This is a genomic window from Streptomyces sp. NPDC048603 (assembly GCF_043199475.1).
Classification (GTDB): domain Bacteria; phylum Actinomycetota; class Actinomycetes; order Streptomycetales; family Streptomycetaceae; genus Streptomyces.
In genome coordinates this window covers 353,152-378,480 of sequence record NZ_JBICVY010000003.1, presented here as the reverse complement: position 1 = coordinate 378,480, position 25,329 = coordinate 353,152, and the positions used below count along the sequence as shown (strand labels likewise).

Annotated in this window: 30 protein-coding genes; 10 read left to right on the top strand and 20 right to left on the bottom strand. The window is 71.2% G+C overall.

Translation table 11 applies throughout. From position 1 onward, the window contains the following. Nucleotides 1-3: 3 nt before the first annotated feature. Entirely contained in the window at nt 4-1,917 is a 1,914-nt protein-coding gene (locus tag ACGFQ9_RS08400; protein ID WP_393572481.1) for a C1 family peptidase, read from the bottom strand. Between the two features lie 405 nt (nt 1,918-2,322). Here ACGFQ9_RS08400 and ACGFQ9_RS08395 point away from each other — a divergent pair, with 405 nt between their 5' ends. From ACGFQ9_RS08395 to ACGFQ9_RS08385, 3 genes are all read left to right on the top strand, one after another. Then, nucleotides 2,323-3,387, top strand: coding sequence for a hypothetical protein (locus ACGFQ9_RS08395; RefSeq protein ID WP_393572479.1), 1,065 nt, complete (start codon nt 2,323-2,325; stop codon nt 3,385-3,387). 135 nt (nt 3,388-3,522) lie between these two features. Beyond that, nucleotides 3,523-4,065 carry a GNAT family N-acetyltransferase gene (locus tag ACGFQ9_RS08390; protein WP_393572477.1) on the top strand — a complete coding sequence of 181 codons (543 nt, stop codon included), beginning with the start codon at nt 3,523-3,525 and terminating at the stop codon, nt 4,063-4,065. 78 nt (nt 4,066-4,143) lie between these two features. Continuing rightward, a complete protein-coding gene (locus ACGFQ9_RS08385; RefSeq protein WP_393572475.1) occupies nt 4,144-4,809 on the top strand; it encodes a phosphotransferase in 666 nt (221 codons plus the stop codon). Nucleotides 4,810-4,825: 16 nt separating this feature from the next. On the opposite strand, the gene ACGFQ9_RS08380 is transcribed toward ACGFQ9_RS08385, so the two are convergent. The 7 genes from ACGFQ9_RS08380 to ACGFQ9_RS08350 all read right to left on the bottom strand — a co-directional run bounded on the left by ACGFQ9_RS08380 (nt 4,826) and on the right by ACGFQ9_RS08350 (nt 9,041). After that, nucleotides 4,826-6,112 (bottom strand): ATP-binding protein, encoded by a 1,287-nt coding sequence (locus ACGFQ9_RS08380; RefSeq protein WP_393572473.1) that lies wholly within the window; start codon nt 6,110-6,112, stop codon nt 4,826-4,828. A gap of 88 nt (nt 6,113-6,200) precedes the next feature. Beyond that, a complete protein-coding gene (locus ACGFQ9_RS08375) occupies nt 6,201-6,665 on the bottom strand; it encodes a pyridoxamine 5'-phosphate oxidase family protein (protein ID WP_393572471.1) in 465 nt (154 codons plus the stop codon). 63 nt (nt 6,666-6,728) lie between these two features. Beyond that, nucleotides 6,729-6,926 (bottom strand): DUF397 domain-containing protein, encoded by a 198-nt coding sequence (locus tag ACGFQ9_RS08370; RefSeq protein WP_393572469.1) that lies wholly within the window; start codon nt 6,924-6,926, stop codon nt 6,729-6,731. A gap of 2 nt (nt 6,927-6,928) precedes the next feature. Next, nucleotides 6,929-7,390 carry a DUF5753 domain-containing protein gene (locus tag ACGFQ9_RS08365; protein WP_393573003.1) on the bottom strand — a complete coding sequence of 154 codons (462 nt, stop codon included), beginning with the start codon at nt 7,388-7,390 and terminating at the stop codon, nt 6,929-6,931. Beyond that, complete coding sequence (locus ACGFQ9_RS08360) at nt 7,387-7,863, bottom strand: GNAT family N-acetyltransferase (RefSeq protein ID WP_393572468.1); 477 nt, start codon at nt 7,861-7,863, stop codon at nt 7,387-7,389. The genes ACGFQ9_RS08365 and ACGFQ9_RS08360 overlap by 4 nt, the downstream gene beginning before the upstream one ends. Then, nucleotides 7,860-8,396, bottom strand: coding sequence for an HAD family hydrolase (locus ACGFQ9_RS08355; RefSeq protein WP_393572466.1), 537 nt, complete (start codon nt 8,394-8,396; stop codon nt 7,860-7,862). Before ACGFQ9_RS08355 ends, ACGFQ9_RS08360 begins: the two co-directional genes overlap by 4 nt. A 66-nt stretch (nt 8,397-8,462) precedes the next feature. Continuing rightward, nucleotides 8,463-9,041, bottom strand: coding sequence for a TetR/AcrR family transcriptional regulator (locus ACGFQ9_RS08350; protein WP_393572464.1), 579 nt, complete (start codon nt 9,039-9,041; stop codon nt 8,463-8,465). 92 nt (nt 9,042-9,133) lie between these two features. Between ACGFQ9_RS08350 and ACGFQ9_RS08345 the strand changes: the two genes are divergently transcribed. The 3 genes from ACGFQ9_RS08345 to ACGFQ9_RS08335 all read left to right on the top strand — a co-directional run bounded on the left by ACGFQ9_RS08345 (nt 9,134) and on the right by ACGFQ9_RS08335 (nt 10,699). After that, on the top strand, nt 9,134-9,580 hold the full coding sequence (locus ACGFQ9_RS08345; RefSeq protein WP_393572462.1) for an anthrone oxygenase family protein: 447 nt from the start codon (nt 9,134-9,136) through the stop codon (nt 9,578-9,580). A 146-nt stretch (nt 9,581-9,726) separates the two neighbouring features. Further along, nucleotides 9,727-10,146 carry a PPOX class F420-dependent oxidoreductase gene (locus ACGFQ9_RS08340; protein ID WP_393572460.1) on the top strand — a complete coding sequence of 140 codons (420 nt, stop codon included), beginning with the start codon at nt 9,727-9,729 and terminating at the stop codon, nt 10,144-10,146. Between the two features lie 25 nt (nt 10,147-10,171). After that, nucleotides 10,172-10,699 carry a nitroreductase/quinone reductase family protein gene (locus ACGFQ9_RS08335; RefSeq protein WP_393572458.1) on the top strand — a complete coding sequence of 176 codons (528 nt, stop codon included), beginning with the start codon at nt 10,172-10,174 and terminating at the stop codon, nt 10,697-10,699. On the opposite strand, the gene ACGFQ9_RS08330 is transcribed toward ACGFQ9_RS08335, so the two are convergent. Continuing rightward, nucleotides 10,688-11,596, bottom strand: a complete 909-nt coding sequence (locus ACGFQ9_RS08330; RefSeq protein ID WP_393572456.1) for a LysR family transcriptional regulator — start codon at nt 11,594-11,596, stop codon at nt 10,688-10,690. The two genes, ACGFQ9_RS08335 and ACGFQ9_RS08330, sit on opposite strands and share 12 nt — an antisense overlap. A gap of 71 nt (nt 11,597-11,667) precedes the next feature. Here ACGFQ9_RS08330 and ACGFQ9_RS08325 point away from each other — a divergent pair, with 71 nt between their 5' ends. Next, entirely contained in the window at nt 11,668-12,033 is a 366-nt protein-coding gene (locus ACGFQ9_RS08325) for a nuclear transport factor 2 family protein (RefSeq protein WP_393572454.1), read from the top strand. Between the two features lie 26 nt (nt 12,034-12,059). On the opposite strand, the gene ACGFQ9_RS08320 is transcribed toward ACGFQ9_RS08325, so the two are convergent. The 3 genes from ACGFQ9_RS08320 to ACGFQ9_RS08310 form a co-directional block, all read right to left on the bottom strand. After that, entirely contained in the window at nt 12,060-12,827 is a 768-nt protein-coding gene (locus ACGFQ9_RS08320; RefSeq protein WP_393572452.1) for a hypothetical protein, read from the bottom strand. A gap of 47 nt (nt 12,828-12,874) precedes the next feature. Next, the gene (locus ACGFQ9_RS08315; RefSeq protein WP_393572450.1) at nt 12,875-13,117 is read right to left on the bottom strand and encodes a colicin immunity domain-containing protein; all 243 of its coding nucleotides are present in this window, start codon (nt 13,115-13,117) and stop codon (nt 12,875-12,877) included. Between the two features lie 74 nt (nt 13,118-13,191). Further along, complete coding sequence (locus tag ACGFQ9_RS08310) at nt 13,192-13,911, bottom strand: hypothetical protein (protein WP_393572448.1); 720 nt, start codon at nt 13,909-13,911, stop codon at nt 13,192-13,194. 197 nt (nt 13,912-14,108) lie between these two features. Here ACGFQ9_RS08310 and ACGFQ9_RS08305 point away from each other — a divergent pair, with 197 nt between their 5' ends. Next, nucleotides 14,109-14,480, top strand: coding sequence for a hypothetical protein (locus tag ACGFQ9_RS08305; RefSeq protein WP_393572446.1), 372 nt, complete (start codon nt 14,109-14,111; stop codon nt 14,478-14,480). A gap of 49 nt (nt 14,481-14,529) precedes the next feature. On the opposite strand, the gene ACGFQ9_RS08300 is transcribed toward ACGFQ9_RS08305, so the two are convergent. From ACGFQ9_RS08300 to pdhA, 7 genes are all read right to left on the bottom strand, one after another. Further along, nucleotides 14,530-14,739, bottom strand: coding sequence for a hypothetical protein (locus ACGFQ9_RS08300; RefSeq protein ID WP_393572445.1), 210 nt, complete (start codon nt 14,737-14,739; stop codon nt 14,530-14,532). 69 nt (nt 14,740-14,808) lie between these two features. Beyond that, nucleotides 14,809-15,861 carry a putative T7SS-secreted protein gene (locus ACGFQ9_RS08295; protein ID WP_393572443.1) on the bottom strand — a complete coding sequence of 351 codons (1,053 nt, stop codon included), beginning with the start codon at nt 15,859-15,861 and terminating at the stop codon, nt 14,809-14,811. Next, nucleotides 15,843-16,184, bottom strand: a complete 342-nt coding sequence (locus ACGFQ9_RS08290) for a putative T7SS-secreted protein (RefSeq protein WP_393572441.1) — start codon at nt 16,182-16,184, stop codon at nt 15,843-15,845. The genes ACGFQ9_RS08295 and ACGFQ9_RS08290 overlap by 19 nt, the downstream gene beginning before the upstream one ends. Beyond that, complete coding sequence (locus ACGFQ9_RS08285) at nt 16,184-16,789, bottom strand: hypothetical protein (protein ID WP_393572439.1); 606 nt, start codon at nt 16,787-16,789, stop codon at nt 16,184-16,186. Before ACGFQ9_RS08285 ends, ACGFQ9_RS08290 begins: the two co-directional genes overlap by 1 nt. A gap of 138 nt (nt 16,790-16,927) precedes the next feature. After that, a complete protein-coding gene (locus ACGFQ9_RS08280; RefSeq protein ID WP_393572437.1) occupies nt 16,928-18,406 on the bottom strand; it encodes a dihydrolipoamide acetyltransferase family protein in 1,479 nt (492 codons plus the stop codon). An 11-nt stretch (nt 18,407-18,417) separates the two neighbouring features. Next, nucleotides 18,418-19,398: an alpha-ketoacid dehydrogenase subunit beta gene (locus ACGFQ9_RS08275; protein ID WP_393572435.1), complete on the bottom strand. Its 981-nt coding sequence runs from the start codon at nt 19,396-19,398 to the stop codon at nt 18,418-18,420. A 2-nt stretch (nt 19,399-19,400) separates the two neighbouring features. Further along, on the bottom strand, nt 19,401-20,591 hold the full coding sequence (gene pdhA / locus ACGFQ9_RS08270; protein ID WP_393572433.1) for a pyruvate dehydrogenase (acetyl-transferring) E1 component subunit alpha: 1,191 nt from the start codon (nt 20,589-20,591) through the stop codon (nt 19,401-19,403). 324 nt (nt 20,592-20,915) lie between these two features. Between pdhA and ACGFQ9_RS08265 the strand changes: the two genes are divergently transcribed. Further along, nucleotides 20,916-21,575: a response regulator gene (locus ACGFQ9_RS08265; protein WP_393572431.1), complete on the top strand. Its 660-nt coding sequence runs from the start codon at nt 20,916-20,918 to the stop codon at nt 21,573-21,575. A 156-nt stretch (nt 21,576-21,731) separates the two neighbouring features. Here the strand turns inward: ACGFQ9_RS08265 and ACGFQ9_RS08260 are convergent, their stop codons facing one another. Further along, nucleotides 21,732-23,315 (bottom strand): protein kinase, encoded by a 1,584-nt coding sequence (locus ACGFQ9_RS08260; RefSeq protein ID WP_393572429.1) that lies wholly within the window; start codon nt 23,313-23,315, stop codon nt 21,732-21,734. A gap of 250 nt (nt 23,316-23,565) precedes the next feature. On the opposite strand from ACGFQ9_RS08260, the gene ACGFQ9_RS08255 reads away from it, so the two are divergent. Then, nucleotides 23,566-25,245 carry a protein kinase gene (locus ACGFQ9_RS08255; protein WP_393572427.1) on the top strand — a complete coding sequence of 560 codons (1,680 nt, stop codon included), beginning with the start codon at nt 23,566-23,568 and terminating at the stop codon, nt 25,243-25,245. Nucleotides 25,246-25,329: the final 84 nt, after the last annotated feature.

The following is a 25,329-nucleotide window of genomic DNA, read 5'->3' as shown; positions in this document are numbered from 1 at the left end:
CGGTCAGGTGATGACCGCCCCCTCGTGCCATCCCTCCCCCTCCCGCCCGTCCGCGTCCGGGTCCCGCCACCAGTGCTGCAGCCGCCCGTCCGCGCGCAGCACGAACACCTCCAGCCGGAATCCGAAGCTGCCCTGCAGCATCCCGGTCACGGACACCGCGCCGTGCCCGAACACCGCGCTCCGCTGCCAGGCCGAACCGCGCGCGTTCCCCTGCCACCAGTGCTCGATCCGGCCGTCGGCCCGGACCACGCACAGCTCGTAGTTGCCCGCCGTGTCCTCGTCCCGGGCGTCGTACTGCGACTCGATCAGGCAGGGCGCGGAACCGATGCCGCTGCCGAAGATCTCCCCGGGCCGCCACACGAAGCCGGCCGCGTCGTCCCGCCACCACCGCTGCATCCGGCCGTCCCTGCGGGTGGCGACCAGGTCCAGGCGGCGGGCGCGGGTCTGCACCAGGGCGGGCCCGTAGTGGGCGATGCCGGAGGCGAAGCAGCCTCCGTCGTTCCAGGTCCACGGCGAGCCGTTGATCCGCCACCAGTGCCGGAGCCGGCCGTCGGCCGTCCGCACCACCACCTCGAAGTTCCCCGGCTGCCCGTAGTCGCTCTGGATGAAGGCGGGCGTGGAGCCGGGCGCCGCGTCCCCCTCGGCGCCGAACAGCCCCCCGTCCCGCCAGGTGCGCGCGGACTGCTCGTAGTACCAGTGGCGGAGCCGCCCGCCCGGGGTGACGTGCAGGGACTCCATGTTCCGGTTGTACGTGGTCCCGGTGAAGGCGGGCTGCCCGGACGCGTCCCTGCCGAAGGCCGGCCGGCCCGCCCGGGTCCAGCGGCACGGCGCCTCGCCCGCCCGCCACCAGTGCCGGAGCCGGCCGTCGGGGCCCGCGGTCAGCATCTCCACGTTGCGGTGGGCGGGGCCGTTGCCGCTCTCGTACGCGTTCCCCGCGTGCAGCCGCCGCTTGCTCCACGGGTCGATGTTGGTGCCGTACAGGCCGCACTTGGCCCAGTGGTCGACGCGGGCCTCGCCGTAGCCGATGCGGCCGTAGCCGCCGACGTGGTGGCCGGTCCCCCAGGAGTTCTTGAAGAGCCAGCAGCCCGCCGCGTCGTCGTAGCCGACGACGAGCACGCAAGTCGCGCCGGCGAGCCGGTCGGTGGTCGGGTGGTAGACCCCCGCGCCGAGCCCGAAGAAGTCCTCGTACACGTCGAAGCAGGCGGTCAGCGGCCCGACCGTGTCCAGCCAGACCTTCTGCTGCTCCACGTCGCCCAGCCGGACGTACCCGCGGATCCGGACGGTCCGCCCGGACCGGTCCCAGCTGGGCACACCGGCCGCCCGCCACGCCTCGCGCCGTTCGGCGGGGAGTCCGGGCGGGGGCGTGCCGTACGGATGGCAGTCGGGGTCGGCGAGGCCGCCGTTGTCGCGGACCCAGTCGAGGGCGGCTTCCGGTGTGCCGAGCCGGCCGCAGGCGGCCCGCAGGCCGTCGTGCACGTCCCCTTCGGAGCGCGGCGCCCACACGTCGTGCTCGATCCGGGCCATCGACTCGACCAGGCCGGCGGCGGCGAAGGCCCAGCTCGCGCTGCACGGGTTCTGGTCCCGGACCGCTGTGATCCAGGGCCAGCCCCAGCGGTGCCGCCAGTCCACGGCGGCCGGCCGGGACGAGGCGGCCCGCCGGCGGCGGAGGTGCGGGTTGCCGCTGTCGGGGAGCCGGGCGATCAGCTCCCGTACGTCGACCCGGGCGGCCTCCGCCGCGGTGGTGAGCGGGCTGCCGTCCGCGTCGAGGCCGAGCGCGGGGCGCGGCACGGGCTCGTCGTCACCGAGCCGTTCGATCACGGACCAGCGTGCGGCGTGCTTGTCGAGCCGGGCCCGCAGCTCCCCCGCGAGCTGCGGCCCGTCGGGCCGGCCCCAGGCATCATCGTGTCCCTCCGCCATCGCGGCTCCCCCCTTGAACCGTGCGAACCGATCGAACCGTCTGAACCGTTACGGATGCGGAGCCGTGAGCGTCCATCCACCCGAACCGTCCGTCAAGGGGGTCAACCGGCCGCGGCGGGCCGCCCTCGGGACTACGGGCCGAGCAGCTCCCTGATCCTGTTCACGAGATCCGCGACGGGCCGGCTCGACGAGCCCGCCGACGCCCCGAACAACAGCGGCGGGCCAGCCGGCCGTCGGGTGGTGCACGTCACACCCATGGACGGCCGGAGGCCATCGGCAGTTCCCTGTACCGGGGGCGGTTTACGGCCGTACTCCGGCCGCCCTTTCCTCCGGTCCGGCTCGTGCGGCGCGGTCCGCGAGCGCCGTCCTGGCCGATCGCTTCGGGATCTGCCAAGGTCTGGGTACATGAACAGCCAAAACGACGTCTGGGAACTGATCCACCTCATCAACAGGAAGATGGAGAGCGCGGCCGCGTCCGGCGACCTGCGCGCGATCCTGACGTCAGGTGACCTCCCGGAAGTGCTGCAGCTCGAGGCGATACTCGCCGAGGGCGGCGCGGACATCGACGTCAGCATGGCGGCCGTCGCGCAGCACCTGCTGGGCAGGCTGCGCTGGCACCGGTCCCGGCTGGTGCCCGAAGGCGAGGGACACGGCGACCACGATGCCGCGCTGGCCCTGTTCGAGCTGCCCTTCCTCCTGGCGCTGGACGGCATCCCTGAGCCCATGCTCCCCACGCTCGCGGAACGGGCGGTGCCCACAGCCGCTTCGTTCCAGCAGTCGGCGATCGATACGAAGGCCCCGGACCGGATCGAGAGCGCCATCACGCTGTCCCGGCAGATCATGGTCCACCTCGCTCCCGACCACCCCTTCCGTCCCGGAATGGCCGCCAATCTGGGCCACTTGCTGATGCTCCGGTTCGAGAACGGCCGCTCGGCGGAGGATCTCGACCAGTCCGTCGAACTGCTTGAGGCGGCGCTGGCCAGTGCCGTCGACCAGCGGGAAGCCGTTCTTTCCACCCTGGCGAAGGCGCTCAGGCTCCGGCTGGCAGCCACCGCCGAATCCGCGGATCTGGACCGGGTGATCGAGTGCTGTGAAGCCGGTGCCGCGATGGCGCCCGTCGATGACGCAGACGCCGTCAAGTGGCTGAGCGGCCTGGGAGACTCCCTGCTCAACCGATTCGAACGCACCGGCGCCGACTCCGATCTGGACCGGGCGATAGAGGTCATCAGGCGGGCGCTCGCCGCCGAAGGGGCGCGCCTCCTCGACCGCACGGCGATGGGGTATGACCTCGCCTACGCGCTGTCGCGCCGCTTCAACCGCACCCGCTCGGCGACCGATCTCAACGAAGCGATCGGACTCGCCAGGTCCGTGGTGGAAGCCGCCGAGTCCGGCCACCTCTTCCGCGCCCCGACGCAGAACCTGCTGGAAGCCATGCTGAAGGTGAACGCCTCGCGGCCCGAACCGTCGTGAAACGGCCGGTCGGCCGAACCGTTCCGGGTGGCGGCCAACCCCAGTCGCTCAACATGGAGTTGAGCGGCGCGGGGGCGCCGAGGGGGCGCCCAAATCTGCTTGCCGTCGGTGAAGCCGACCGGATAGGAAGCTCGCATGCTAAAGGGCAGCAAGGTCGGGCTCAGGGCCCGGCACGAGGAAGACATCCCGATCCTGCGGACAGAGCTCTTCGACGACGTGGTCAACGGCTCGCGGGCCGCAGGCGTCCCGTGGCGGCCGACCACCCCGGGCTCGAAGGATCCGCGGCTCGTGGGGGACGACACGAACCCGGAGCTCGTCCAGTTCTCCGTGGTGGAGCTGGAAGGCGACTCCCTCGTCGGCATGGCGAATTTGTGGGGCATCGACAACCACAACCGGTCGGCGCACGTAGGCCTCGGACTTCTGCCGTCGGCGCGGGGCAAGGGCTACGGCACCGACGTGGTCGCGGTGCTGTGCCACTACGGGTTCGCCGTACGCGGTCTGCAGCGGCTGCAGATCGAGACGCTGTCCGACAACACCGCGATGCTGCGCTCCGCCGAGCGCAACGGCTTCGTCCGTGAGGGCGTGCTGCGCTCCTCGGCCTGGGTGCTGGGCGAGTTCCTGGACGAGGTGCTGCTCGGGCTCCTCGCCCATGAGTGGAAGTCCGGCTCGAAGGGCTAGGGTCCGCGCGGCGGACGCTCGTCAACACGTCGGTCGTCCGCTCGACTTCCCTCCCTCGCCAACCCCAGACTGGCAAGCATGGAATTGATCGCACGCGGGCGTGACGCCGATGTCTTCGCCCTGGACGAGCACAGGGTGCTGCGCCGGTACCGGCACGAGGAGCGGCCGACCGACCGCGAGTCGCGCCTGATGGCCCACCTGGCCGCGTGCGGGTATCCGGTGCCGGAGGTGTACGAGGTCACCGGTACCGACATGGTCCTCGAACGGCTCACCGGGCCGACGATGCTGGAGGAGCTCGCCCGGCGCCCGTGGCGAGTGCGTCAGCTCGGCCGGATGCTGGCCGGCCTGCACGATCGGCTCCACGGGATACCGGCACCGGACTGGCTGCCCACGCGGTTCGGCACGGCCGGGGACGACCGGGTGCTGCACCTGGACCTGCATCCGGGCAACGTCATCCTGACCGGGCACGGCCCCGTGGTGATCGACTGGAGCAACGCGCGCGCCGGTGATCCCGCTGCCGACGTGGCGATGACCCTGGTCACCGTCGGCGGTGCCGAGGTCCCCGGGCTCGCCGCGCGTCTGGGACGGGGCCTGCTCCTGCAGGCCTTCCGGAGTGCCGGCGGCACCGACCCCGCCCCGCGGATCCGGGACGCGGCCGACGCCAGACTGGCCGACCCGAACACCACCGCTGCGGAGGCGGCGTGGCTGCGGAAGCACGCTGCCGCCGCGCCCGTACCCCGGTGACCGGGCCTCGGTGCGTTCAGACGCGCAGATGGTGCTCGATGTCCTCGTGGAAGCTGGCGAGTGCCTGGTCGGTCAGAGTGGGTCGGGTGTCGGCGACGGCCGTGAGGAAGTCATCGGTGCCGGCCGGCTCACCGCTGCGATGGGTCACCTCGCGCTCGAACGCGCGCTGGGCCCCCTTGCGGGCCGCGAACTCGATGTCGGCCGGAGTGAACCTCTCACTGGCCCCCACGAGTGCGTCCAGGTCCACTGCCCCCGCGGCCGGGCCCAGGTAACGCCTCCAGATGGCCTCGCGGGCCACCGGGTCCGGCGGGCCGACCGGAATGATGTAGTCGAACCGTCCGGGCCTCAGGAACGCCGGGTCGAGCGTGCGCAACGAGTTGGTGGCGCAGATCAGCAGCCGGTCGGTGTGGTCCCGGAACGCGGGGATCAGTTTCAGCAGCTCGTTGGTCACGCCATGGCCGGGGTCGACGGCGACGCCGGAACGCGCGGCGGCGATCTCCTCGACCTCGTCGATGAACAGCAGGACGCTCTCCAGCTCGGCCAGGTCGGAGAAGGCGTCCCGCAGCGACGCGGCGAGGCCACCGGACCCGTCGGAGGCCATCCGGGAGGGGAACAGCTCCACGAACGGCCATCCCAGGCGGGACGCGACGGCCTTGGCGAAGCTGGTCTTGCCGGTTCCGGGCGGACCGAACAGGATCACCGCCTTCGGCGGGGTCACTCCGTAGCGGTCGGCGACGTCGGGTTCAGCCAGCGGCAGCACGATCCGCTTCTCGATGGTCTCCTTCGCCTCCCGCATGCCGGCGAGGTCCTCCCACAGGCCGCGCGGCAGGATCCGGCCGCCGAGTTCCGCCAGCAGCCCCGCGTCTCCCGCGCCCAGGTGCTGGACCTTCTCGTAGAAGACCAGCCCGTCGACCTGGTGGTACCCGGAGTTCTCCAGAGCCGTCGCCCCGGTCGCCCCGGGGGAGAGCACCGCGCCGATGCGGCGCACTCCGGTACCGCGCAGACGCCGCTCGATGTCGGCGATCAGCGCGCTGCCGAGACCCCGGTTCCGCCATGAGCCCGAGAGCGCGATGAGCACGATCCACGCGCGCTCCCCCTCCTCGCGTGCCACGGCCACGCCCACCACCTGTTCCGCGACGTGCGCGACGACGGCGGGCTGACCGTTCCTGGCCGCGGACACGACCTCGGACAGGGGGAACACCGGCTGCGACGCATCGGACTGGCGGTTCTGGTCCCACAGCTGGATGGCCTGGTCCAGGTCGTCGTCATGGAAGTCCCGCAGGCGCCAGACCGGCACGCGCACTCACCTTCCGTCCCAGTGGTGAAGCGGCAGGTCACACCCGCCATTCTCCCCGCGGGCGGGTCGTCCGGCGAGCGGAGCGACCGGCGCCTCAGCCGTTGACGTCGAGTGCCGTCCCGTACAGACGGGACACCTTCAGCCGGATGACCACGCGGCGCTCGGCGACCAGCTGCTCCAGGAACGCGTCCTCGTCCTCGCCCTCGGGCCTCGCGGCTTCCGGAATCATCGCGAGCAGCTCCCGCCCGGTCGCGTCCCCCGGCGTGGTCGTGACCTCGGAGACCTCCGCCTCACCCTCGGCCACGGCGAACGACCACACGTCGCCGCCGGGAACGTGCACGGCCGCGCGCGGGTCACGCCGGAGCTGCTTGACCTTGACCCGGTCGGCAGTGGTGGAGAACCGCACGATGCGCGCTTCGGCGTCCCAGCTGTAGAGCATGGTGGTCAGATGCGGGTGACCACTGCTCTTGTTGGTGGCCAGGGTGCCGAACTGCTGACTGCTCAGCAGTTCGGAAAGGGCTTCGTCGGACAGGGGCCGGGGTGCGGGACCTTGAGTCATGACACCGTCAACTCACCCGTGTACCAGGCCATTCCACGCCACCCGGAATCCCGGCCACCACTTTCACGGCCGGCCTGGGCTCCCCGCACTGACCGCGGCGAGGGCCGCCTCCCAGGCGCCGGGCGCCAGCCGGAGCACCGGCCCGCCGGGCCGCTTGCTGTCGCGGACGGCGACAGTGCCGGGGACATTGGTCGCGACCTCGACGCAGTCGTTGTTCACGCCGCCGCTGTAGCTCGACTTCCGGAACCTGAATCCCGCCACCGTCACCACCCCTTGCTGATGCCTTCGATCAACTCGACCGAGTCCCTTGGAGCCAGGCTCAGTCGAGCGACCCGGTCAAAGGTCGCCCTGAAGAGGGCGCTTCCTTCTGCGCTCTCCACCCACACGGTAGACGCAATCGTCTCGGTATAGCCGACGTCGACCGCCCCCGGCTCGGCGAACGAGAACACGTTGAACGACCCGGACAGTCCGGAGTGCGCGCCCGCATGGAACGGAACCACCTGCACGTGCACGTTCGGGAGTGCCGCCACCTCCGCCAGGTGGCACAACTGCGCCCGCATCACTTCCGGGCCGCCGACCTGCTGCCGCAACACCGCTTCCGAGATGAGGGCATGGAGCCGCAAGGGCACTCGCTGCCGGAGTCGGTCCTGGCGCACCGCTGGGGCGTCGACGAGCGCTGCATCGGCAAGACCGTGTGGGCCGAGCTCGGCATCAGCCCGGGTCAGCCGGAACTGCCCCCACCGGCACTTCCCCCAGGTCGCAAGCCAATGGCGTAGTCGTAGCGAATGAATCCCTCGAAGCTCGCCACCTTGTCGTACAGCGCGCGGGCGGCGGTGTTGCCCTCCTGCGTGGTCCAGTAGAAGCGGGACGCCCCCTGGTCCCGCGACGCATCGGCCACCTTCTCGATCAGCATCCGCGCCACGCCCCGGCCGCGGGCCGCCTCGTCGACGAAGAGGTCCTGGAGGTAGCAGCTGTCTTCCATCCAGAAGGTCGGGTGGAACAGATAGTGCGCGATGCCGACCAGCTCCCCCCGCGACCAGGCGCCGATGCCGTGGAACCCGGTGCCGCCCTGTAGCCGCTGCCACGTCTCCTCGTAGCCCTCGTCCGGCACCGTGGTGCGGTAGAACGCCTTGTAACCGCGCGCCAGCGCTTCCCAGACGGCGCGATCTTCCTCGCGCAACGAACCAACAGTGATCACGACTGCCCCTCCTCACTCTCGCGGGCCGTGCCGTCGCCCGTGCGCCTCCCAGGCGCCGGCAGCAGGCTGAGCACCTCGTACGGACTCGCCGCGACCGGGTGAGCCCCGGCACGGACACCGACGCGCGCACCCCACCCGGTGTGCACTCCCAGCGAACCCGCGGCGTCGGCACAGCCGAGGTCCACCTCGGCGTCACCCACATAGGCAGCCGCCTCGGCCGGAACCCCGGGCCGCCGCAGTGCCAGCAACAACCCGGCCGGCGCCGGCTTGGGCCTGTCGACCTCGTCGCCTGCGATGACCACGCCGAATCCGGCGTCGATCCCGGCGGCGGCGAGCATGCTCAGAGCCACTCGCCGGGTGGCCGCCGTGAACACGCTCAAGCTCATGCCCACATCGGCGAGTTCGTCGAGCAGGGCCGGTATGCCGGGGAACGGCCGCAGCTCAGAAGCGTCCCATCCATGTCGAACACAACTGCACGCATGACTCGCGATCCTGCCTACGCCGTCACGTTCGACGCCAGGGCCATTTCCCAAGCACTGGCCACATACAGCGACATGACGCAGCGTCAGCCGAGAACGGGGCCGTGACCGAGTGGCCCGTCAGAGCACGGCGAGCCGGTCCACCAGCATCTCCACCCTCGACTCGGTGTACTCCGGAGGCAGCCGTCCCGCCCGGGTCAGGGTCGCGACGCCGTGCAGGGACGCCCAGAACACCTCGGTGAACAGCCCCGGTTGGACCCCGTCCCCGGCGACCTCGCCGAGGCACTCCAGCAGTGCAGCGAAGGCGTCCTTGAGCGGTTCCGGGGTGTCCTCCTGCGCGTACGCGAGACCGCCGTCGAGCTGGAAGATGGCGTCGTAGACCGCCGGATGGCGTTCGGCGAAGTCGAGGTAGGCGCGGGCGAGGGCGGCGACCCGCTCGCGCGGGCCGTTCGCGCCGGAGGCCGCGGCCCGCACCGCCGCGGCCAGCTCGGCGGCGCCCTGGAGGGCGACGGCGCCGATGATCTCGCGCTTGCCCCGGAAGTGGCTGTAGAGGACGGGCTGGCTGTACTCGATGCGCTCGGCGAGCCGGCGGGTGGTGACCGCGTCCCACCCCTGCTGCTCGGCGAGTTCGCGGGCCGTCGCCACGATGAGGCGCTCGCGCTCCGCCCGTTCACGCTGCTTGCGTTCCTGTACCGACATGACTCGATCCTAGCACCGCTAGACAATCAGGCAACGACAGCGCTAGCTTTGCCTCATCAGCTAGCAACGCTAGATGCCGAAAGGGTCTCATCATGCTCAACGCACTCGAGGTGTTCACCACCGTGGTCGTCGGCGTGATGGTGGGGGTGGAGTTCGCCGTCGCCTTCGTCATCAACCCGATCCTCAACGCCCTCCCCGAGGACAGTCGCCAACTCGGCCACGCCCACGGGGGCCGGATGCTCGGCGCCGTGATGCCGGTCTGGTACATCGGCTCGCTCGTCCTCGTCGCGGCCTGGGCCATAGCCGGATGGCACCACCACGGCGCCGGCCTCGTCGTCACCGCCGGCGCGCTGCTGATCGTCAGCGTGGTCATGTCGGTCCTGCTGCTCGTCCCGATCAACAACCGGAACAAGACGTGGACCCCTGAGAACCGGCCCGCCGACTGGGAGCAGCAGCTGAACCGCTGGAACCGCTACCACTACGCCCGCGTGGCCGTCATCATCGCCGCCTTCGCCCTGCTGGTCGCCGCCCTCGCCTGACCCCGCGGGCCCGCATGACCCCATCGGTCCGGAACGGCCCGGTGTCCGACGCCGAAACCCCCTGCCTGAACGTCGACTTCGCGTAGTCCGTACGGACCGGCGCATTCACCGGCCCGCACGCCGCAGGCGGACGTAGGGTCACGGCCATGACGACGACCGTTGCCTTCAACGAAGCCGTACAGCGGCTCCTGGACGCCCCGCACCCGGCCGTACTGTCCACCCTCAACCCCGACGGCAGCCCGCAGACCTCGGTGGTCTGGGTCTCCCGCGACGGCACGGACCTGCTGATCTCCACCGAACAGGGGCGCCGCAAGGAGCGGAACATCGTCCGCGATCCGCGCGTCAGCCTGACCGTCTTCGACCTGAACAACCCCTACTCCTACGTGGAGATCCGCGGCGAGGCGACCGTCACTGAGGACCTCGGCCGGGCCGTGGCCGTCCGCATCGCCGAGGAGTACCTCGGGCCGGGCGGGGGCAAGGAGTACGCGGAGGCCCCCTCGGAGGCGGTCCGGATGGTCGTCCGGATCAGCCCGCGCCGGGTCCTCGGCAACGCGGCACGCGCCTAGGGACCGTACGGGCGGAGGCGAGGTCATGCCGGCCGGAGAAGACGCGACACGATCCGCCGCCGTACGCCTCCCACCCCGCTGGTTCATCCGCCTCGCCTGGTCCGTCCACCGGACCGCGTACCGGGCGTCCGGCGGCCGGATCGGGCTGTGGCGGCCGGGCCGGAAGGGCTGGGGCACGCTCCGCCTGACCACCACCGGCCGCCGCACCGGACGGACGCGCAGCGTGGTCCTGGGCTACTTCGAGGACGGCCCGGACCTGGTCACCCTGGCCATGAACGGCTGGGGCCCCGGCGAGCCGCTCTGGTGGCTCAACCTCCGGTCCCACCCGTACGGCACCGCGGACCTCCCCGGCGGCACCCGCCGCCCCGTACGCGCCCGCGCTGCGATGGGCGAGCAACGGACCCGGCTGTGGGCGCGCTGGCGCGAGATCGACAAGGACCTGGACGCGTACGCCGCCCTGCGCCCCGCCGAAACGGCGGTGGTGATCCTGGAACCGGCCGCGCCCCCTCCGGCCTCACCTCAGCCGGACGACGACCACCGGTCAGGCCAGTGACGCGGCCAGCCCCGCGAGCAGCAGCCGGGCGGCCGGGGAGCGCTGATCGGAGCGGATGGCCAGGCCGAGGCAGGCGTGCGTGGCGGCATCGGTGACGGGAACGGTCCGCAGTCCCTCCACCCCGCCCGCCGACGACGGGCTCAGGACGGCGACCCCGGCCCCACGCTTGACCAGCCCGAGCAGCGTCTGCGGCGCACTGGCGTCGATGTCGACACGCGCCTCGATCCCCACCTGGAGGCAGGACCGCTCATAGGCGGCCCGGATCCCGGTCCCGTGCGGCAGACAGAGGACCCGCTCCGCCTCCGCCCGTACGTCGGCCAGCCGCACCGAGTCCCGGTCCAGGCGGTGCCCTTCGGGCACGGCGAGGGCGATCGGCTCGTCGATGACGACGGTGACGTCCAGCTCCGGCTCAGCCGCCTGCCCGGCCTGCCCGGCCTGCCCGCCGCGTCCCGGGAAGGCGAACAGCGCCAGGTCGATCGACCGCGCCAGGACCTGCCCCCGCAACGCCTGCGAGTCGTCTTCGTGAAGGCTCAGGTCGACACCCGGATGGGCCCGCCCGAAGTCGGCGACGGCATCGAGGAATCCCGGTATCGAACAGCCCCGGATCATCCCCAGCCGCACCCGCCCGCGGACGGCCTGCGCGAACTCCGCCGCCGTGTACTCGATGCCCGCGAGCGCCTCCAGCGCCTCCCGGGCGAGCGGCAGCACCGCCTCCCCCGCCGCCGTCAGCCGCACCCGCCGCCCGGAGCGCTCCAACAGCTGCTGCCCGAGCTCGCGTTCCAGCTTGGCCACTTGGGTGGACACACCGGACTGGCTGACGTGCAGCCGGGCCGCAGCCGCCGTGAACGTCCCCTCGTCCACCACCGCCGCGAGATACCGCAGCTGATGCATCTCCATAACCAGCAATGATATCAACCATCCGATCCATCTGTTGGACCGATGGGAAGGCGGGAAGCGACGATGAACACATGAAGACGACGACGATGACTCCGGCAGAGATCTCCGAGAAGTACTTCACCGCCTGGCAGACGGGCGACTTCGACACCCTGCGCGGCCTCCTGGCCGAGGACGTCGACTTCGTCGGCGCACTCGGCACCGCCTCCGGCGCCGACGCCTGCCTCAACGGCCTGCGCGGCATGGCACAGATCCTGGAGAGGATCGAGGTCCACACCCGGGTGGCGGACGGCACCGACGTGATCACCTGGTTCGACCTGCACACCACCGTCGCCCCGCCGGCCCCCACCGCGAACTGGACCCGCGTCGAGAACGGCAGGATCACCCGGATCCGCGTCACCTTCGACCCCCGCGGCATCCTGGCGGCGCTGGACCGCTGATCACCCCGGCCGCCAGGCGACAGCCCCTACGGCAGCTCCACCCGGACCCGCAGCCAGGCATCCACGGCGGCGCCGAGCGGATCCCCCTCCACCAGATGCGGCCGGGCCGCCTCCAGCGCGCCCAGCAGTCCCTTCACCCGCCTCAGGTGCACGATCCGTTCCCGGTCCAGGTCCCGCCAGACCCGGCCGGCCCGTACGGCCTCCTCCGGATCGGTGCCGACCCGCTCCAGTACGAACCGGCACAGGCCGGCGGGATCCCGGAGCCGGTCCGGTTCGGCGAGGTCGGGACCGAGGTGGCGGATGAGGTAGGCGCGCACCATGGCGGCACTGTGGGCGGCCGCGAAAGGGTGTCCGCCGATGCCCTCGATGGCCAGCAGCGCCACCCGCCCCCACCGCACCCGCTCTTCCGCCTGCAGCCCCCCGTCCTGCAGCCGGTTGACGCTCAGCACCCTCACCGAGTGCAGATCCCCCTGATCGGCGGGCCCCACCCCACCGCCCAGCCAGAACTCGGCGTCCTCGATCCCCAGCCCGTGCACCGGCACCGACCGGATCACCTGCCCCTTGCCGAGCAAGGCCACCACCGGCCCCCTCAGCCACACCTTCGCCGAGTGCCCGGCATCGACCTGCGGAACGGCCCGCCCCCACCGCTCGGCCCGCCGCAGCACGATCCGCGACTCCCCGGCGGCGTACAGCTGCCCGACCCGCGCGACCCCACCCACACACCGCACGACACACACCCCGCCGGCCCCGTCCGCCTCTTCGACGGAGTACACCTGCACCTCGGTGATCGGCACGCTGCCCGCCCCCTTCTCCGGCGGGAGCGTAACCGCTCCACGACCCCTCATCCGCCGATGCGCCCCACCTGCTCCTGCACGCACGCCATCAACTGCTCGTCGGTGGTGTCACCTTCCTCCCGGAACCGGGGGTCGATCGGATAGTCATCCAGGGCGTAAAACACCTGATCAAGAGGACGCCCGATCCGCTCCGCCACCCGTTCGCCGGACTCCATGGCCGCCCGCCGGGCACCGAGCCACCCGACGGCGAACACGTCCGGCGGGATCCGCCCTTCCGCGAACTGCCGCATGAGCGCCAGCTGCCGCCCGGTCGCAGAATCCGCCGGAACGTCCGCCGCATGCTTCCACTGCCTGCCGCCCCTGCTCACCGCACGAACCCCCGCAGCTGCGCCAGCGCGTCCAGGCTCATGCGCCGGGCGGCATCCCCATCCGAGAGGGGAGCTGCCCAGGCACCGGCCATTCCCTCGGCAGCCCGCAGCACAGCCGCAGCGAGTACGTCGCGACTGACGATGCCCACCGCTCCGTCGGTCCCGGCGATCCGGACCCCGTGCCGGACCGCCCGGAACTCCAGCCGGAAGGAACTGGCGGCCCCCTCGAACGACACGTATCCCGTCCGCCTGCGCAGCATGGGCATCAACCGCTCGACAAGCTCAGGCACCGACAGGTGGATCATCATCCCCTGGTCGGGCGTCCTCCCGACGGAATCCGCCGTCCCGAACCCCCCGACCCACCGCATGTCCCCGAGATCGAACCCGGACGGCTCCTCCCCGTCCTCAGCCCGCACGCTGAACTCCACGCTCAGACCGTGGGATTGCGGCGCCCGGCCGACCCGCACGGGCACTTCCCTCACCACCTCTTCGAAGACCGGTATCAGCTCGTCCCGCGGCTCGGCGAAGCGCCACCCGAGCACCGGGACCTGAAAGTGCCCGAGCTGCCGATGTCTGGCGTCCGTGTACCGCAACCAGGCGAGGGGCGAGAACCTCTCCAGCACGGCCCGCGCCCGACCGAAGTCCCGCGTCCCGAGCGGTTTGTCACCACGCGCTGACCCCATCGCCTCTCCCATCCCGTGGCCGCGGGGAACCATGCTCACCACACTCCCCGGCACACTCAGCCTGGCGTCGTCCCGCCCCGCCGGCCAACCATTTCCGGCATCCCCAGCCTCGCCGAGGCCGGGAGAGACGACCTGAGTACCCGCTCACCCCGGACTGAGCACCGGCGCCCATGCCGAAGGGCCGCTCCCGGCGCGACGATCATGTCCGTCCCCGCCGAAGGAGCAGCCCGATGAACCCTCCCGCCCAGTACGGTCCCTGGCAGCCCGCCCCGCTGCGTGCCGTACAGCCCACCCGCCGCGAGCACCCCGCCATCGCCGTACTCGCGGGCCTGCTGTGGACGATCACCCTCGGCTCGCTCGCCTGGCTGACCATCGTCGTGGGCATTGTGGCCATCTGGAGCGCCGCGGCCGGAGGGCCTGTCGGCGAATTCCTGACCCCCATCGTCCTGATCGCCGTCGCGGCCGTCGGCACCTTCACCGGCCTGGCCTTCATCCCCGCCATCCGCCGCCTGCCCGCGACGACCCGCCTGCTGGTCCTGGGCATCCTGGCCTGCCCGTTCGCCACGGGCCTCGCCATCTGGACCTGGCTCCAGATGAACTGACACCCCTATGGCGAGCACTGCGATGAGGAGCAAACGGCCCAGCACCGAGTCAGCATCGTGTGGACCAGTCGCCGGCATACGACAACCGCTGTCCGTCAGCCCGCACGACCACCAGGGCGGCAGCCTCGAACATGATTCGATCCCCCGCGAACAGGAAGAGCGGATGGGCCAGCTCGAAGGCGTATCCGCCGTCGGCCGTCACGTCGTGCACCAGCACCGATCTCGAAACCGGTGTCATCCCGTCAGCTACGAGGCGCATAACGAGATGCTCCCATGCGACCTCAGCTGCTCGCACCGAACCGCAGGGCGCAGGCCAGGCCGTCAGGATTCACCAGACCTGGCTAGACCCGGTACGGGTACAGTCCCACCCCGGCCGCCCGAAAGGCGATCCACTGGCCCGGCTCAGGAAAGGCCCTCTCGCCCCACTCGGCGAGCACGATGCCATCCGCTCAGCAGCCTCCAACACAACTCTGTGGCGAAACTCCAGCCGACAGTTAACAACTGGGCTACCAGGAATCCGGATCCTGAAGCACACCGAGCTCTGCTTGTTGGTGGCCTCCGGGCCGTCCTTGTCGACCGAGGTGCGGCCCTTGCCGGCGGCGTCGTCCGCGATCCTTGCGGCCGATCCGGCTTTCTTCGCGCCGCCCATGCCTTTCGTGCCGAGCAGTTCCGGGATGAGTTTGCCGACGCCCTCGCTCGGGTCCTTCATGAACTCGTCGAGCATGTTCTTGCCCGTGCCGGCCGGGTCGTTGACCGCCTTCACCAGGCCGGCGGCCGTCGAGTTGAGGTTCGTCAGGTACTCGTCGAAGTTGGTGAGGTTGTAGGGGTCCGTCGGGTTGAGCGAACGGCCGAAGTTGATCAGACCGGCCGTGCCCTTGAAGAGTCCGCCGGCCAGGTGGGTCTTGGCGATGTCGAGGTAGTCGAGGCCGTCGTTCAGCTGTTCCGCGTACGAGGGCTTCGGCGGTGCCGCGTCGCGGGCCGCGCGGACGGCAGCGCGCGCCGTCTCGGCCATGTCGTTGCGCTGCTTGCGGACCGAGTCGAGCTTGTCCTGGGCCGCAGCGGCCTTCGCCTTGCCCGGGTCGGTGAAGGTGCCGGGGCGGGGCGGCAGCGGGTCCTTCTTCGCCTTGATCGCGTCGTTGTACGCGTCGACGCATCTGTTGTGGGCGTCGACGGCGTCCTGCGATGCCTTGCGGGCCGCGTTGTAGTCGGCGAGGGCGTCCGCCGCCTGGCCCTGGGCCCATTCCACCGTCTCCGCGAAACGGGTGAGCGCGTCCGCGGCCTTGGCGAAGGCGTCGGCGGCCTTGAACCACTTGGGCGGCTCCTTGGCGACGGCCTCACGGAAGGAGTCCGCCGACTTGCCCTTCAGGCCGTCGCCCTGCATGCCCTTGAGACCGTTGCCGACACCGGTGAAGGAAGGAAGTCCTTCAGGTGGGCCGCCTGTGCCCGGATCTTGGAGACGCTGCCGTAGACCAGCTTCTTCGGGTCCTCGGTCTCGCCGAGTTCAAGTTCGGAGACGTCGGCGCCCAGGCGGTTGGCGGCGGAGCGGCTCTTGTCGCGGACCCAGTCGCCGGCGTCGTGCAGGCCTACCTTGTCCGCTGCCTTCGCGGTCTTGTCGCCGGCCCATTCGACGAGGTCGCCGGCGTCCTCGGCCCGGTCCTCGACCCAGTTCTCCACCGGGTCGGGGACGAAGTCACGCAGGCCCATCAGTCACGTCCCCCGGCCACGCCGCGGGCCCCTGCCCCGTTCCCGGTGCCGTCCCCGGTCTGGTCGAGCAGGTCCTTGAGGGAGCCGATCCGGCCGTTCTCCTCCAGTTCTCGGCCGGTGTCCTTCCAGGTCTGCCCCATGTCCTTGCGCGCCTGGTCGAAGTCCTCGACGCTCCAGTCCGGCTTGTAGACCTCCCACGGGAGCTTCGCGAAGTCGCCCCACGGCTTCTTCTCGACCTCGTCCTCGCTCGCGTACGGGTTGCCGTAGAGGGAGTTGACCAGGACCTTGAGGGAGCCGTGCCGGTACTGGTCCTCCTCCCAGAGGGTGCCGGCCGCTATGCCCATGCGGGCGGCGAGGACGCTGGCGTTCTGGACGAGGGAGCGTACGCCCCATTCCCAGCGTTCGCAGAAATCCTCGAAGTCCGTTGCCAGGCCCGGGTGTCCGGCTTCCATGCCCGTCATCGACAGGTCCTCGAATCCGGCGCCCATCGAGGCGCCGCCCGCGTCGGCGCCGGATTCCCGGAGTTCCGAAATCGCCGCTCGCAAACCGCTCTGCACACCCTGTACAGCCTGCGCGGATATCTGGAGTTCGTCGTCACCGCTCACGCCCGGAGCCCCCGTCCCGGGGCTCCGTCGGCCCCCTTCCGGCACACCGTACGCAGGCGATGCTTTGGCGAACAAGCGAACGGCCGGTCACCCGCAGGGGGTTGACCGGCCGTTCGGAGCGATGGCGCTGCTTGTGCCTTACGCCCAGGTGATCAGGCGCTTCGGGTTCTCCAGGACCGCCGCGATGTCCGCGAGGAACCTGGAGCCCAGCTCGCCGTCGATCAGGCGGTGGTCGAAGGACAGCGCCAGGGTGGTGACCTGACGCGGCTTCACCTTGCCCTTGTGGACCCACGGCTGGAGCTTGATCGCGCCGACCGCGAGGATCGCGGACTCGCCGGGGTTCAGGATGGGCGTACCGGTGTCGACGCCGAAGACGCCGACGTTGGTGATGGTGATCGTGCCGCCCTGCATGTCGGACGGGGAGGTCTTGCCGTCCCGGGCCGTGGTGACCAGGGAGGACAGGGCCTCCGACAGCTCCGGCAGGGTCTTGGCCTGGGCGTCCTTGATGTTCGGGACGATCAGGCCGCGCGGGGTGGCCGCGGCGATGCCGAGGTTCACGTAGTGCTTGAGCACGATCTCCTGGGCCGCCTCGTCCCAGGACGCGTTGACGTCCGGGTTGCGGCGTACGGCGATCAGCACGGCCTTGGCGATCAGGAGGAGCGGGTTGATGCGCAGGCCGGCCAGGTCCGGGTCGGCCTTCAGCTCCTGCACCAGGTTCATCGTCTTCGTGATGTCGAAGGTGATGAACTCGGTGACGTGCGGCGCGGTGAACGCCGAGCCGACCATCGCCTGGGCGGTGACCTTGCGGACGCCCTTGACCGGGATACGGGTCTCCCGTGCGCCGGCTTCGGCGACCAGCGCGGCCGGTGCCGCCGCCGGGACGGGCGCCTGAGCGGGTGCCGGAGCCGGGACCGTCGCCGGCGCGGCCGTGGCCGTGGCGGCTGCGGCGGCCGCCGCGTGCACGTCCTCGCGGGTCACGACGCCGCCGTCGCCGGTGGGGATCACCGTGGCGAGGTCGATGCCGAGGTCCTTGGCGAGCTTGCGCACGGGCGGCTTGGCGAGCGGGCGCTCGGCGGTGGTGAGCAGGGCCGTGAAGCCGTTGCCGTTGCCGTTCCCGTTGCTCACGCCGTTGCCCGTGCCGGTGCCCGTGCCGTTCAGGGCGGTCGCCGGGGCCTCGTACACAGGAGCTGCCACGACGGCAGCCGCGGCGGCCGGAGCCTTGCGCGGACGGCGCTTGGTCGAGCCCTGGGCCACGCCGTAGCCGACCAGGACCGGCTGGCGGCCCTCCGGGGCGGGCTCCTCCGCCGCGGCCGGAGCGGCCGGGGCGGCCGCGGCCTGCGCGGCCGGAGCGGCGCCCGCCGGAGCGGGCTCCCCGCCGGCCACGTCCACGGTGATGATGACCTGGCCGACGTCGACCGTCACGCCCTCGTCGAAGCGCAGCTCGTGCACCACGCCGTCGAACGGGATGGGCAGCTCCACGGCCGCCTTCGCGGTCTCGACCTCGCAGACGACCTGGCCGTCGGTGACGGTGTCACCCGGCTGGACGTACCACTTGAGGATCTCGGCCTCGGTGAGTCCCTCGCCCACATCGGGCATCTTGAATTCGCGGATCGTCACAGCGGCTCTCCTCAGAACGCCAGCGAGCGGTCGACGGCGTCGAGCACGCGGTCCAGTCCGGGCAGGTACTCCTCCTCCACCCGGGCCGGCGGGTACGGGGCGTGGAAGCCGCCGACCCTCAGCACCGGGGCCTCCAGGTGGTAGAAGCACCGCTCCGTGATGCGGGCGGCGATCTCCGAACCCACGCCCAGGAACACGGGCGCCTCGTGCACCACCACCAGCCGGCGGGTCTTCTCCACCGACGCCTGGACGGTGTCGAAGTCGACCGGGGACATCGACCGCAGGTCCACGACCTCGACCGACTTGCCCTCCTCGGCGGCGGCCGCGGCCGCCTCCAGGCAGACCTTCACCATCGGACCGTAGGCGGCCAGGGTGATGTCGGTGCCGGCCTGGGCCACGCGTGCCCGGTGCAGCTCGCCGGGGATGGCCTCGACGTCGACTTCGCCCTTGTCCCAGTACCGGCGCTTGGGCTCGAAGAAGATCACCGGGTCGTCGCTCTGGATGGCCTGCTGCAGCATCCAGTACGCGTCGGACGGGTTGGACGGGGAGACCACCTTGAGGCCCGCCACGTGGGCGAAGAGCGCCTCGGGGGACTCGCTGTGGTGCTCGACGGCGCCGATGGCACCGCCGTAGGGGATCCGGACGACGACCGGCAGCTTGATCTTGCCCAGGGCCCGCGCGTGCATCTTCGCGAGCTGCGTGACGATCTGGTCGTACGCCGGGAAGACGAACCCGTCGAACTGGATCTCCACGACCGGCCGGTACCCGCGCAGAGCCAGGCCGATGGCGGTGCCGACGATGCCGGACTCGGCGAGCGGGGTGTCGATGACCCGCTCCTCGCCAAAGTCCTTCTGCAGGCCGTCGGTGATCCGGAAGACACCGCCCAGCTTGCCGACGTCCTCGCCCATGATCAGGACCTTGGGGTCCGTGTCCAGGGCCTTGCGCAGCGACTCGTTGAGCGCCTTCGCGATCGACATCTTCTCGACAGCCATGATCAGTGCCCCTCCTCGAACGAAGCGAGGTAGGCCGCGAACTGGGCGCGCTCCTCGTCCACCAGCGCGTGCCCGTCGGCATAGATGTTCTCGAAGATCGACATCGTGTCCGGGTCGGGCATGTTGCGTACGGCCTCGCGGACCCGCTTGCCGAGGGCCTCGCTCTCCGCCTCCAGCGACTCGAAGAAGGCCTCGTCGGCGCCGCCGGAAGCCAGCAGGTGGGCCTTGAGGCGCTCGATCGGGTCCCGGGACTCCCAGGCGGCCCGCTCCTCGTCCCGCCGGTAGCGGGTCGGGTCGTCGGAGGTGGTGTGGGCACCCATGCGGTAGGTGAAGGCCTCGATCAGCGTCGGGCCCTCGCCCTGCCGGGCCCGCTCCAGGGCCCAGCGGGTCACGGCCAGGCAGGCCAGGACGTCGTTGCCGTCGACCCGGACGCCGGGGAAGCCGAAGCCCTGAGCGCGCTGGTAGAGCGGCACGCGGGTCTGCCGCTCGGTGGGCTCGGAGATCGCCCACTGGTTGTTCTGGCAGAAGAACACCACGGGGGCGTTGTAGACCGCGGAGAAGGTGAAGGCCTCGTTCACGTCGCCCTGGCTGGACGCGCCGTCGCCGAAGTACGCGATGACCGCCGAGTCGGCGCCGTCCTTGGCCACGCCCATCGCGTAACCGGTCGCGTGCAGCGTCTGCGAGCCGATGACGATCGTGTAGAGGTGGAAGTTGTTGGTGTTCGGGTCCCAGCCGCCGTGGTTCACCCCGCGGAACATGCCCAGCAGGTTGGTGGGGTCGACGTCGCGGCACCAGGCCACGCCGTGCTCACGGTAGGTCGGGAAGACGTAGTCGTCGTCGCGCAGTGCGCGGCCGGAGCCGATCTGGGCGGCTTCCTGCCCGAGCAGCGAGGCCCACAGGCCCAGCTCGCCCTGGCGCTGCAGCGCGGTGGCCTCGCCGTCGAAACGGCGGGTCATGACCATGTCGCGGTAGAGCCCGCGCAGGTCTTCGGCTGTGATGTCGGAAACGTAGGAGAGAAATTCCGCGTTCTCCGCGTTCTCTACCCGGTCCCCTTCGGGCGTCAGCAGCTGTACGAGCTGGTCGGCACTCTTGGTACCGGTGCCGGCGGTCTTGCGGGGGCTCGCCCCGGCCGCTGCTCGCTTGGTGCCGCTGCTGCGTCGCGGCTTGCGCGCGGCAGTGCTCTCCACGGTCACGTGTGCTCCTCCGTCGGTCCGGCACCCGGGTTCTCCGGGAACCAGTGCGGCTCGCCTGGTCCGTAACCCGCGCACGGGGTGGGTGCGACTCGTCCGGGAAACAGGCGTGACAGGCGCCCCGGCGAGTGCCCTGCGAAAAGCACGTTACCCAGTGCGCCACGGAACCGCGAAACCCCATTTGACCTGGGATTTTGCTTTGATTTCCAAGTAAATCCGGGGTGAGCCGGAACAACCACTGGTCACAGCCTCGCAGGGGGCCGGAACAACGGCACGTTATCCCGGGTAACTCCGGCAGGGAAGAGGCGAGTGTGTGAAGATGACTTCGTGCGCGAACAGGGAAAAATCACTGTATTTCTCCTTGACGACCACGAAGTGGTCCGTCGAGGCGTCTACGAGTTGCTGTCCAGCGAGGGCGACATCGAGGTCGTCGGAGAGGCCGGGACGGCCGCTGACGCGCTCGTGCGGATCCCGGCGGTCCGGCCCGACGTGGCGGTACTGGACGTGCGGCTGCCGGACGGCAGCGGGGTCGAGGTCTGCCGCGAGGTGCGCTCGCAGGACGAGGAGGTCAAGTGCCTCATGCTGACCTCGTTCGCGGACGACGAGGCGCTGTTCGACGCGATCATGGCTGGGGCCTCCGGCTACGTGCTCAAGGCCATCCGCGGGAACGAGCTGCTGAGCGCGGTGCGCGACGTGGCGGCCGGCAAGTCGCTGCTGGACCCGGTGGCCACCGCCCGGGTGCTGGAGCGGCTGCGCGACGGCTCGGGCGGCAGGGGCGACGGCCGGCTGGCCAACCTCACCGATCAGGAGCGGAAGATCCTCGATCTGATCGGGGAGGGCCTGACGAACCGGGTCATCGGCGAGCGGCTGCACCTGGCCGAGAAGACGATCAAGAACTACGTGTCCAGCCTGCTGTCGAAGCTGGGCATGGAGCGCCGCTCGCAGGCCGCGGCGTACGTGGCCCGGCTCCAGGCCGAGAGGCGCTAGCCGCGACGGGGGCCCGAGCGGGACTCCAGCAGGGCGCGACCTGGGCGCGAGCAGGGCGGGACCTGGGCGCGAGCGGGGCCCGAGCCCGTCCGGAGCGATCGCCGGGAGGTCCGGCACGCCCCGTGGGACGCGCCCGGCCCTCCCGGCGTGCCGCCGCTACGGCTCGGTGCCCGGGTCCGGGTCGCCCGTCTTGGGCGGCTCCGGCGAGGTCGACGGCTTGGTCGACGGCTTCGAGGACGTCGACGTCGACGGCGTCGTGCTCGGCTCGCCCGAGGGCTCTCCGCTCGGCTTCGTGGAGGCCGAACTCGAGGCCGACGGGTTCGGCGAGAACGACGGCGAGTAGCTGCGCGTCCCCCTCGGCGTCGACGGGACGTAGGTGTTGGAGTGCTGCTTCGAGGGCTCCGTCCGCTCCGGGGTTTCCTCCGGCTTCGGCTGGTCGCCGGGCTCCTCGTTCGGCTTGCTGCCGGCCGGCGGGGTCTGGCTGGTCGTCGTACCGCCGCCGGGCGTCTTGTGCGAGCCGGCCTTGTCGATGGCGAAGACCACACCGGTGCCGATCGCGAGCAGAGCGAGGGCGGCGAACAGCCACACCTTCCAGCGGCCGCTGCCGCGCCCGTTGCCGTAGCCGTCCCCGCGGCCGCCCTGGCCGCCGTCGTAGTAGCCGCCGCCACCGCCGGGGAAGGCCGAGCCGTCGTCCGGGTTCAGCGGGGGCACCATCGGCTGCTGGAACTGCGAGGTGTTCGCGTGCGAGGGATAGCCGGGCACCGGACCGGTGCCGCCCACCGGCATGGCGGTGGTGGCCGCCGGGCCCGGACGGTGCGGCAGTGCCATGGTGACCGGACCGGTGTTCCAGGTGCCGGTGTTGCCGCCCTGGTCCTGCAGCATCTGCAGGGCGTACTGGACCAGACCGCGCATCTCCTCGGCGCTCTGGAACCGGTCGTCCGGGTCCTTGGCCAGCGAACGCATCACCAGGCCGTCGAGTTCGGGCGGCAGGCCGGGCGCGATCTGCGACGGCGGCACCGGGGAGTCCTGGACGTGCTGGTAGACCACCGAGAGCGGGGTCTCGCCGGTGAACGGGGGCCGCAGCGCGAGCAGTTCGTACAGCAGACAGCCGGTCGCGTACAGGTCGCTGCGGTGGTCCACGGCCTTGCCGAGGGCCTGCTCCGGCGACAGGTACTGCGGGGTGCCCATGACCATGCCGGTCTGAGTCATCGTCGACTGGGCGCCGTGCAGGGCGCGCGCGATGCCGAAGTCCATCACCTTCACCGCGCCGCCGTTGGTGATGATGACGTTGGCGGGCTTGATGTCGCGGTGCACGATGCCGTGCTGGTGCGAGTAGGCGAGCGCCTCCAGCACGCCCGAGACGATGATGAGCGCCTGCTCCGGGCCCGGGGCCTCGGCGCTGATCAGCAGGTCCCGGATGGTGCGGCCCTCGACGAGCTCCATCACGATGTAGGGGACGGTGTTCGGTCCGACCCGGTCCTCGCCGGAGTCGTACACGGCGACCACGGCGTGGTGGTTGAGGCCGGCCACCGACTGCGCCTCGCGCGTGAACCGGGCCTTGGAGACCGGGTCCTCGGCGAGGTCGGCGCGCAGCAGCTTGACGGCGACCGTGCGGCCCAGGCGTACGTCCTCGGCGGCGAACACCTCGGCCATGCCGCCGCGGCCCAGCTTGTGCGTGAGCCGGTACCGGCCGTCGCCGACGAGTCCGCCGGCTCCCCAGTGGACAGGATCCTCGGCCATCCCGGCGCCACCTGCCTCGGGTTCGGGTGCCATCAGTCCTCGCCGTCGTCTCTATCGGGCCGCGCATGCGGGGCTCTCGTTCGGGGTGCTCCCATGAACGCTACAGCCTTCCGGCCGGTCACTGTTCGGGCATGAACGTGCCGTGACCGCATGACAACCGCGTGGTCACGGAACGGGTGCCCGGCTTGACGTGGGCTTGCCCTCCGGCAGACTGGGCGCGACACAAGAGTGGCGAGGGGAAGCAAAGACGATGAGCCAGGACGGCACCGAGGGCCGCTACGCAGGCCGTTCCCTGGCCGGTGGGCGTTACCAGCTAAGGGATTTGCTGGGTGAGGGCGGCATGGCCTCCGTGTACCTCGCCTACGACGCGGCGCTCGACCGCCAGGTGGCGATCAAGACCCTGCACAGCGAGCTCGGCCGGGAGGCGTCCTTCCGCGAGCGGTTCCGCCGCGAGGCGCAGGCTGTAGCGAAACTGTCGCACACGAACATCGTGTCGGTCTTCGACACCGGCGAGGGCGACCTCGACGGCACGATGATGCCGTACATCGTCATGGAGTACGTCGAGGGCAAGCCGCTGGGCTCGGTGCTGCAGGCGGACGTCGCCCAGTACGGCGCGATGCCCGCGGACAAGGCGCTCAAGGTGACCGCCGACGTGCTGGCGGCGCTGGAGACCAGCCACGACGTCGGCCTGGTGCACCGTGACATCAAGCCCGGCAACGTGATGGTGACCAAGCGCGGCGTGGTCAAGGTGATGGACTTCGGCATCGCCCGCGCGATGCAGTCCGGCGTCACCTCGATGACCCAGACCGGCATGGTGGTCGGCACCCCGCAGTACCTGTCGCCGGAACAGGCGCTGGGGCGCGGCGTGGACGCCCGTGCCGACCTGTACTCGGTCGGCATCATGCTGTTCCAGCTGCTGACCGGCCGGCTGCCGTTCGAGGCGGACTCGCCGCTGGCGATCGCGTACGCGCACGTGCAGGAGGAGCCGGTGGCTCCGTCCTCCGTCAACCGGTCCGTGTCGCCCGCGATGGACGCGCTGGTGGCCCGGGCGCTGAAGAAGAACCCGAACGAGCGCTTCCCCACGGCGGCGGCGATGCGCGACGAGATCGCGCGGGTGCTGGCGGCCGGGCAGACCGCCGCGCCGGTGATCGTCCCGGGCGGCGCCGTGAACAGCGGGGCCGGGGTCGGCTCCGCCGTGTTCCCGCCGGTGGACTCCTCCCTGCCGCAGCCGCCGCCGCAGGCCCTGCAGCAGCCGTACCAGCCGTACGCGCCGCAGCAGCACACCCCGCCGCCGACGCCCGCCCCGATGCAGCAGCAGGGGTATGCGTACCCGCCGCAGCAGCACACGCCGCCGCCGGCCCCGATGCACCAGCAGGGGCACCAGCAGGGATACGCGCCGCAGACCCCGCCGCCGTTCACCATCTCCCCGGTGACGCAGCAGTCGTCGTCGGCCGCCGGCTCGTCCGGCGGGCAGCGGAACATGCCGGTGGTCGTCGGTGCCATCGTGGTGGCGCTGCTGGCGGTCGGCGGTCTGATCGCGGCCATCAACATGAACGGCGATGACGACCCGTCGGACCCGAACACCAACGCACAGGGCAGCTCGGGCGCCCCGGCCTCCCCGGGCGCGTCGAAGCCGGGCTTCAAGGGGCCGGACCCGTCGCGCACGATCGCGCCGGAGAAGTGCAGCGAGGCGAACAAGTCCTGGGACGACCCGAAGAAGGTCAGCGCCCCGGACTTCCGCTACATGAGCCTCGCCTCGGTGAAGGCGTGCATCCAGGCGGCGGGCTGGAAGATCAAGACGCAGGACCGCGACGAGGCCGTGTACGGCAAGGACACGGTGCTGGAGCAGTTCCCGGCGCCGACCACCGCCGTGGACAAGGCCGGCACGGAGTTCACGCTGGTCGTCTCCACCGGCTACCCGGCGCAGTAGGCCGGACGCGCGTCCCGGGTGCCCGGGTGCCCGGGTGCCCCTCCTGGGGCGGCCCGGGACGCGCGCATGTGTGACGGCGGTTTC

Coding starts and splice junctions, on each gene's coding strand:
- ACGFQ9_RS08390 (WP_393572477.1), top strand. CDS start 3,523: ATGCTAAAGGGCAGCAAGGTCGGGCTCAGGGCCCGGCACGAGGAAGAC.
- ACGFQ9_RS08395 (WP_393572479.1), top strand. CDS start 2,323: ATGAACAGCCAAAACGACGTCTGGGAACTGATCCACCTCATCAACAGG.
- ACGFQ9_RS08330 (WP_393572456.1), bottom strand. CDS start 11,596: ATGGAGATGCATCAGCTGCGGTATCTCGCGGCGGTGGTGGACGAGGGG.
- ACGFQ9_RS08290 (WP_393572441.1), bottom strand. CDS start 16,184: ATGGGCCTGCGTGACTTCGTCCCCGACCCGGTGGAGAACTGGGTCGAG.
- ACGFQ9_RS08335 (WP_393572458.1), top strand. CDS start 10,172: ATGCCGGCCGGAGAAGACGCGACACGATCCGCCGCCGTACGCCTCCCA.
- ACGFQ9_RS08255 (WP_393572427.1), top strand. CDS start 23,566: ATGAGCCAGGACGGCACCGAGGGCCGCTACGCAGGCCGTTCCCTGGCC.
- ACGFQ9_RS08375 (WP_393572471.1), bottom strand. CDS start 6,665: ATGACTCAAGGTCCCGCACCCCGGCCCCTGTCCGACGAAGCCCTTTCC.
- ACGFQ9_RS08305 (WP_393572446.1), top strand. CDS start 14,109: ATGAACCCTCCCGCCCAGTACGGTCCCTGGCAGCCCGCCCCGCTGCGT.
- ACGFQ9_RS08310 (WP_393572448.1), bottom strand. CDS start 13,911: ATGGTTCCCCGCGGCCACGGGATGGGAGAGGCGATGGGGTCAGCGCGT.
- ACGFQ9_RS08345 (WP_393572462.1), top strand. CDS start 9,134: ATGCTCAACGCACTCGAGGTGTTCACCACCGTGGTCGTCGGCGTGATG.
- ACGFQ9_RS08315 (WP_393572450.1), bottom strand. CDS start 13,117: ATGCGGCAGTTCGCGGAAGGGCGGATCCCGCCGGACGTGTTCGCCGTC.
- ACGFQ9_RS08400 (WP_393572481.1), bottom strand. CDS start 1,917: ATGGCGGAGGGACACGATGATGCCTGGGGCCGGCCCGACGGGCCGCAG.
- ACGFQ9_RS08300 (WP_393572445.1), bottom strand. CDS start 14,739: ATGCGCCTCGTAGCTGACGGGATGACACCGGTTTCGAGATCGGTGCTG.
- ACGFQ9_RS08260 (WP_393572429.1), bottom strand. CDS start 23,315: ATGGCCGAGGATCCTGTCCACTGGGGAGCCGGCGGACTCGTCGGCGAC.
- ACGFQ9_RS08275 (WP_393572435.1), bottom strand. CDS start 19,398: ATGGCTGTCGAGAAGATGTCGATCGCGAAGGCGCTCAACGAGTCGCTG.
- ACGFQ9_RS08350 (WP_393572464.1), bottom strand. CDS start 9,041: ATGTCGGTACAGGAACGCAAGCAGCGTGAACGGGCGGAGCGCGAGCGC.
- ACGFQ9_RS08340 (WP_393572460.1), top strand. CDS start 9,727: ATGACGACGACCGTTGCCTTCAACGAAGCCGTACAGCGGCTCCTGGAC.
- ACGFQ9_RS08385 (WP_393572475.1), top strand. CDS start 4,144: ATGGAATTGATCGCACGCGGGCGTGACGCCGATGTCTTCGCCCTGGAC.
- ACGFQ9_RS08325 (WP_393572454.1), top strand. CDS start 11,668: ATGAAGACGACGACGATGACTCCGGCAGAGATCTCCGAGAAGTACTTC.
- ACGFQ9_RS08295 (WP_393572443.1), bottom strand. CDS start 15,861: ATGCAGGGCGACGGCCTGAAGGGCAAGTCGGCGGACTCCTTCCGTGAG.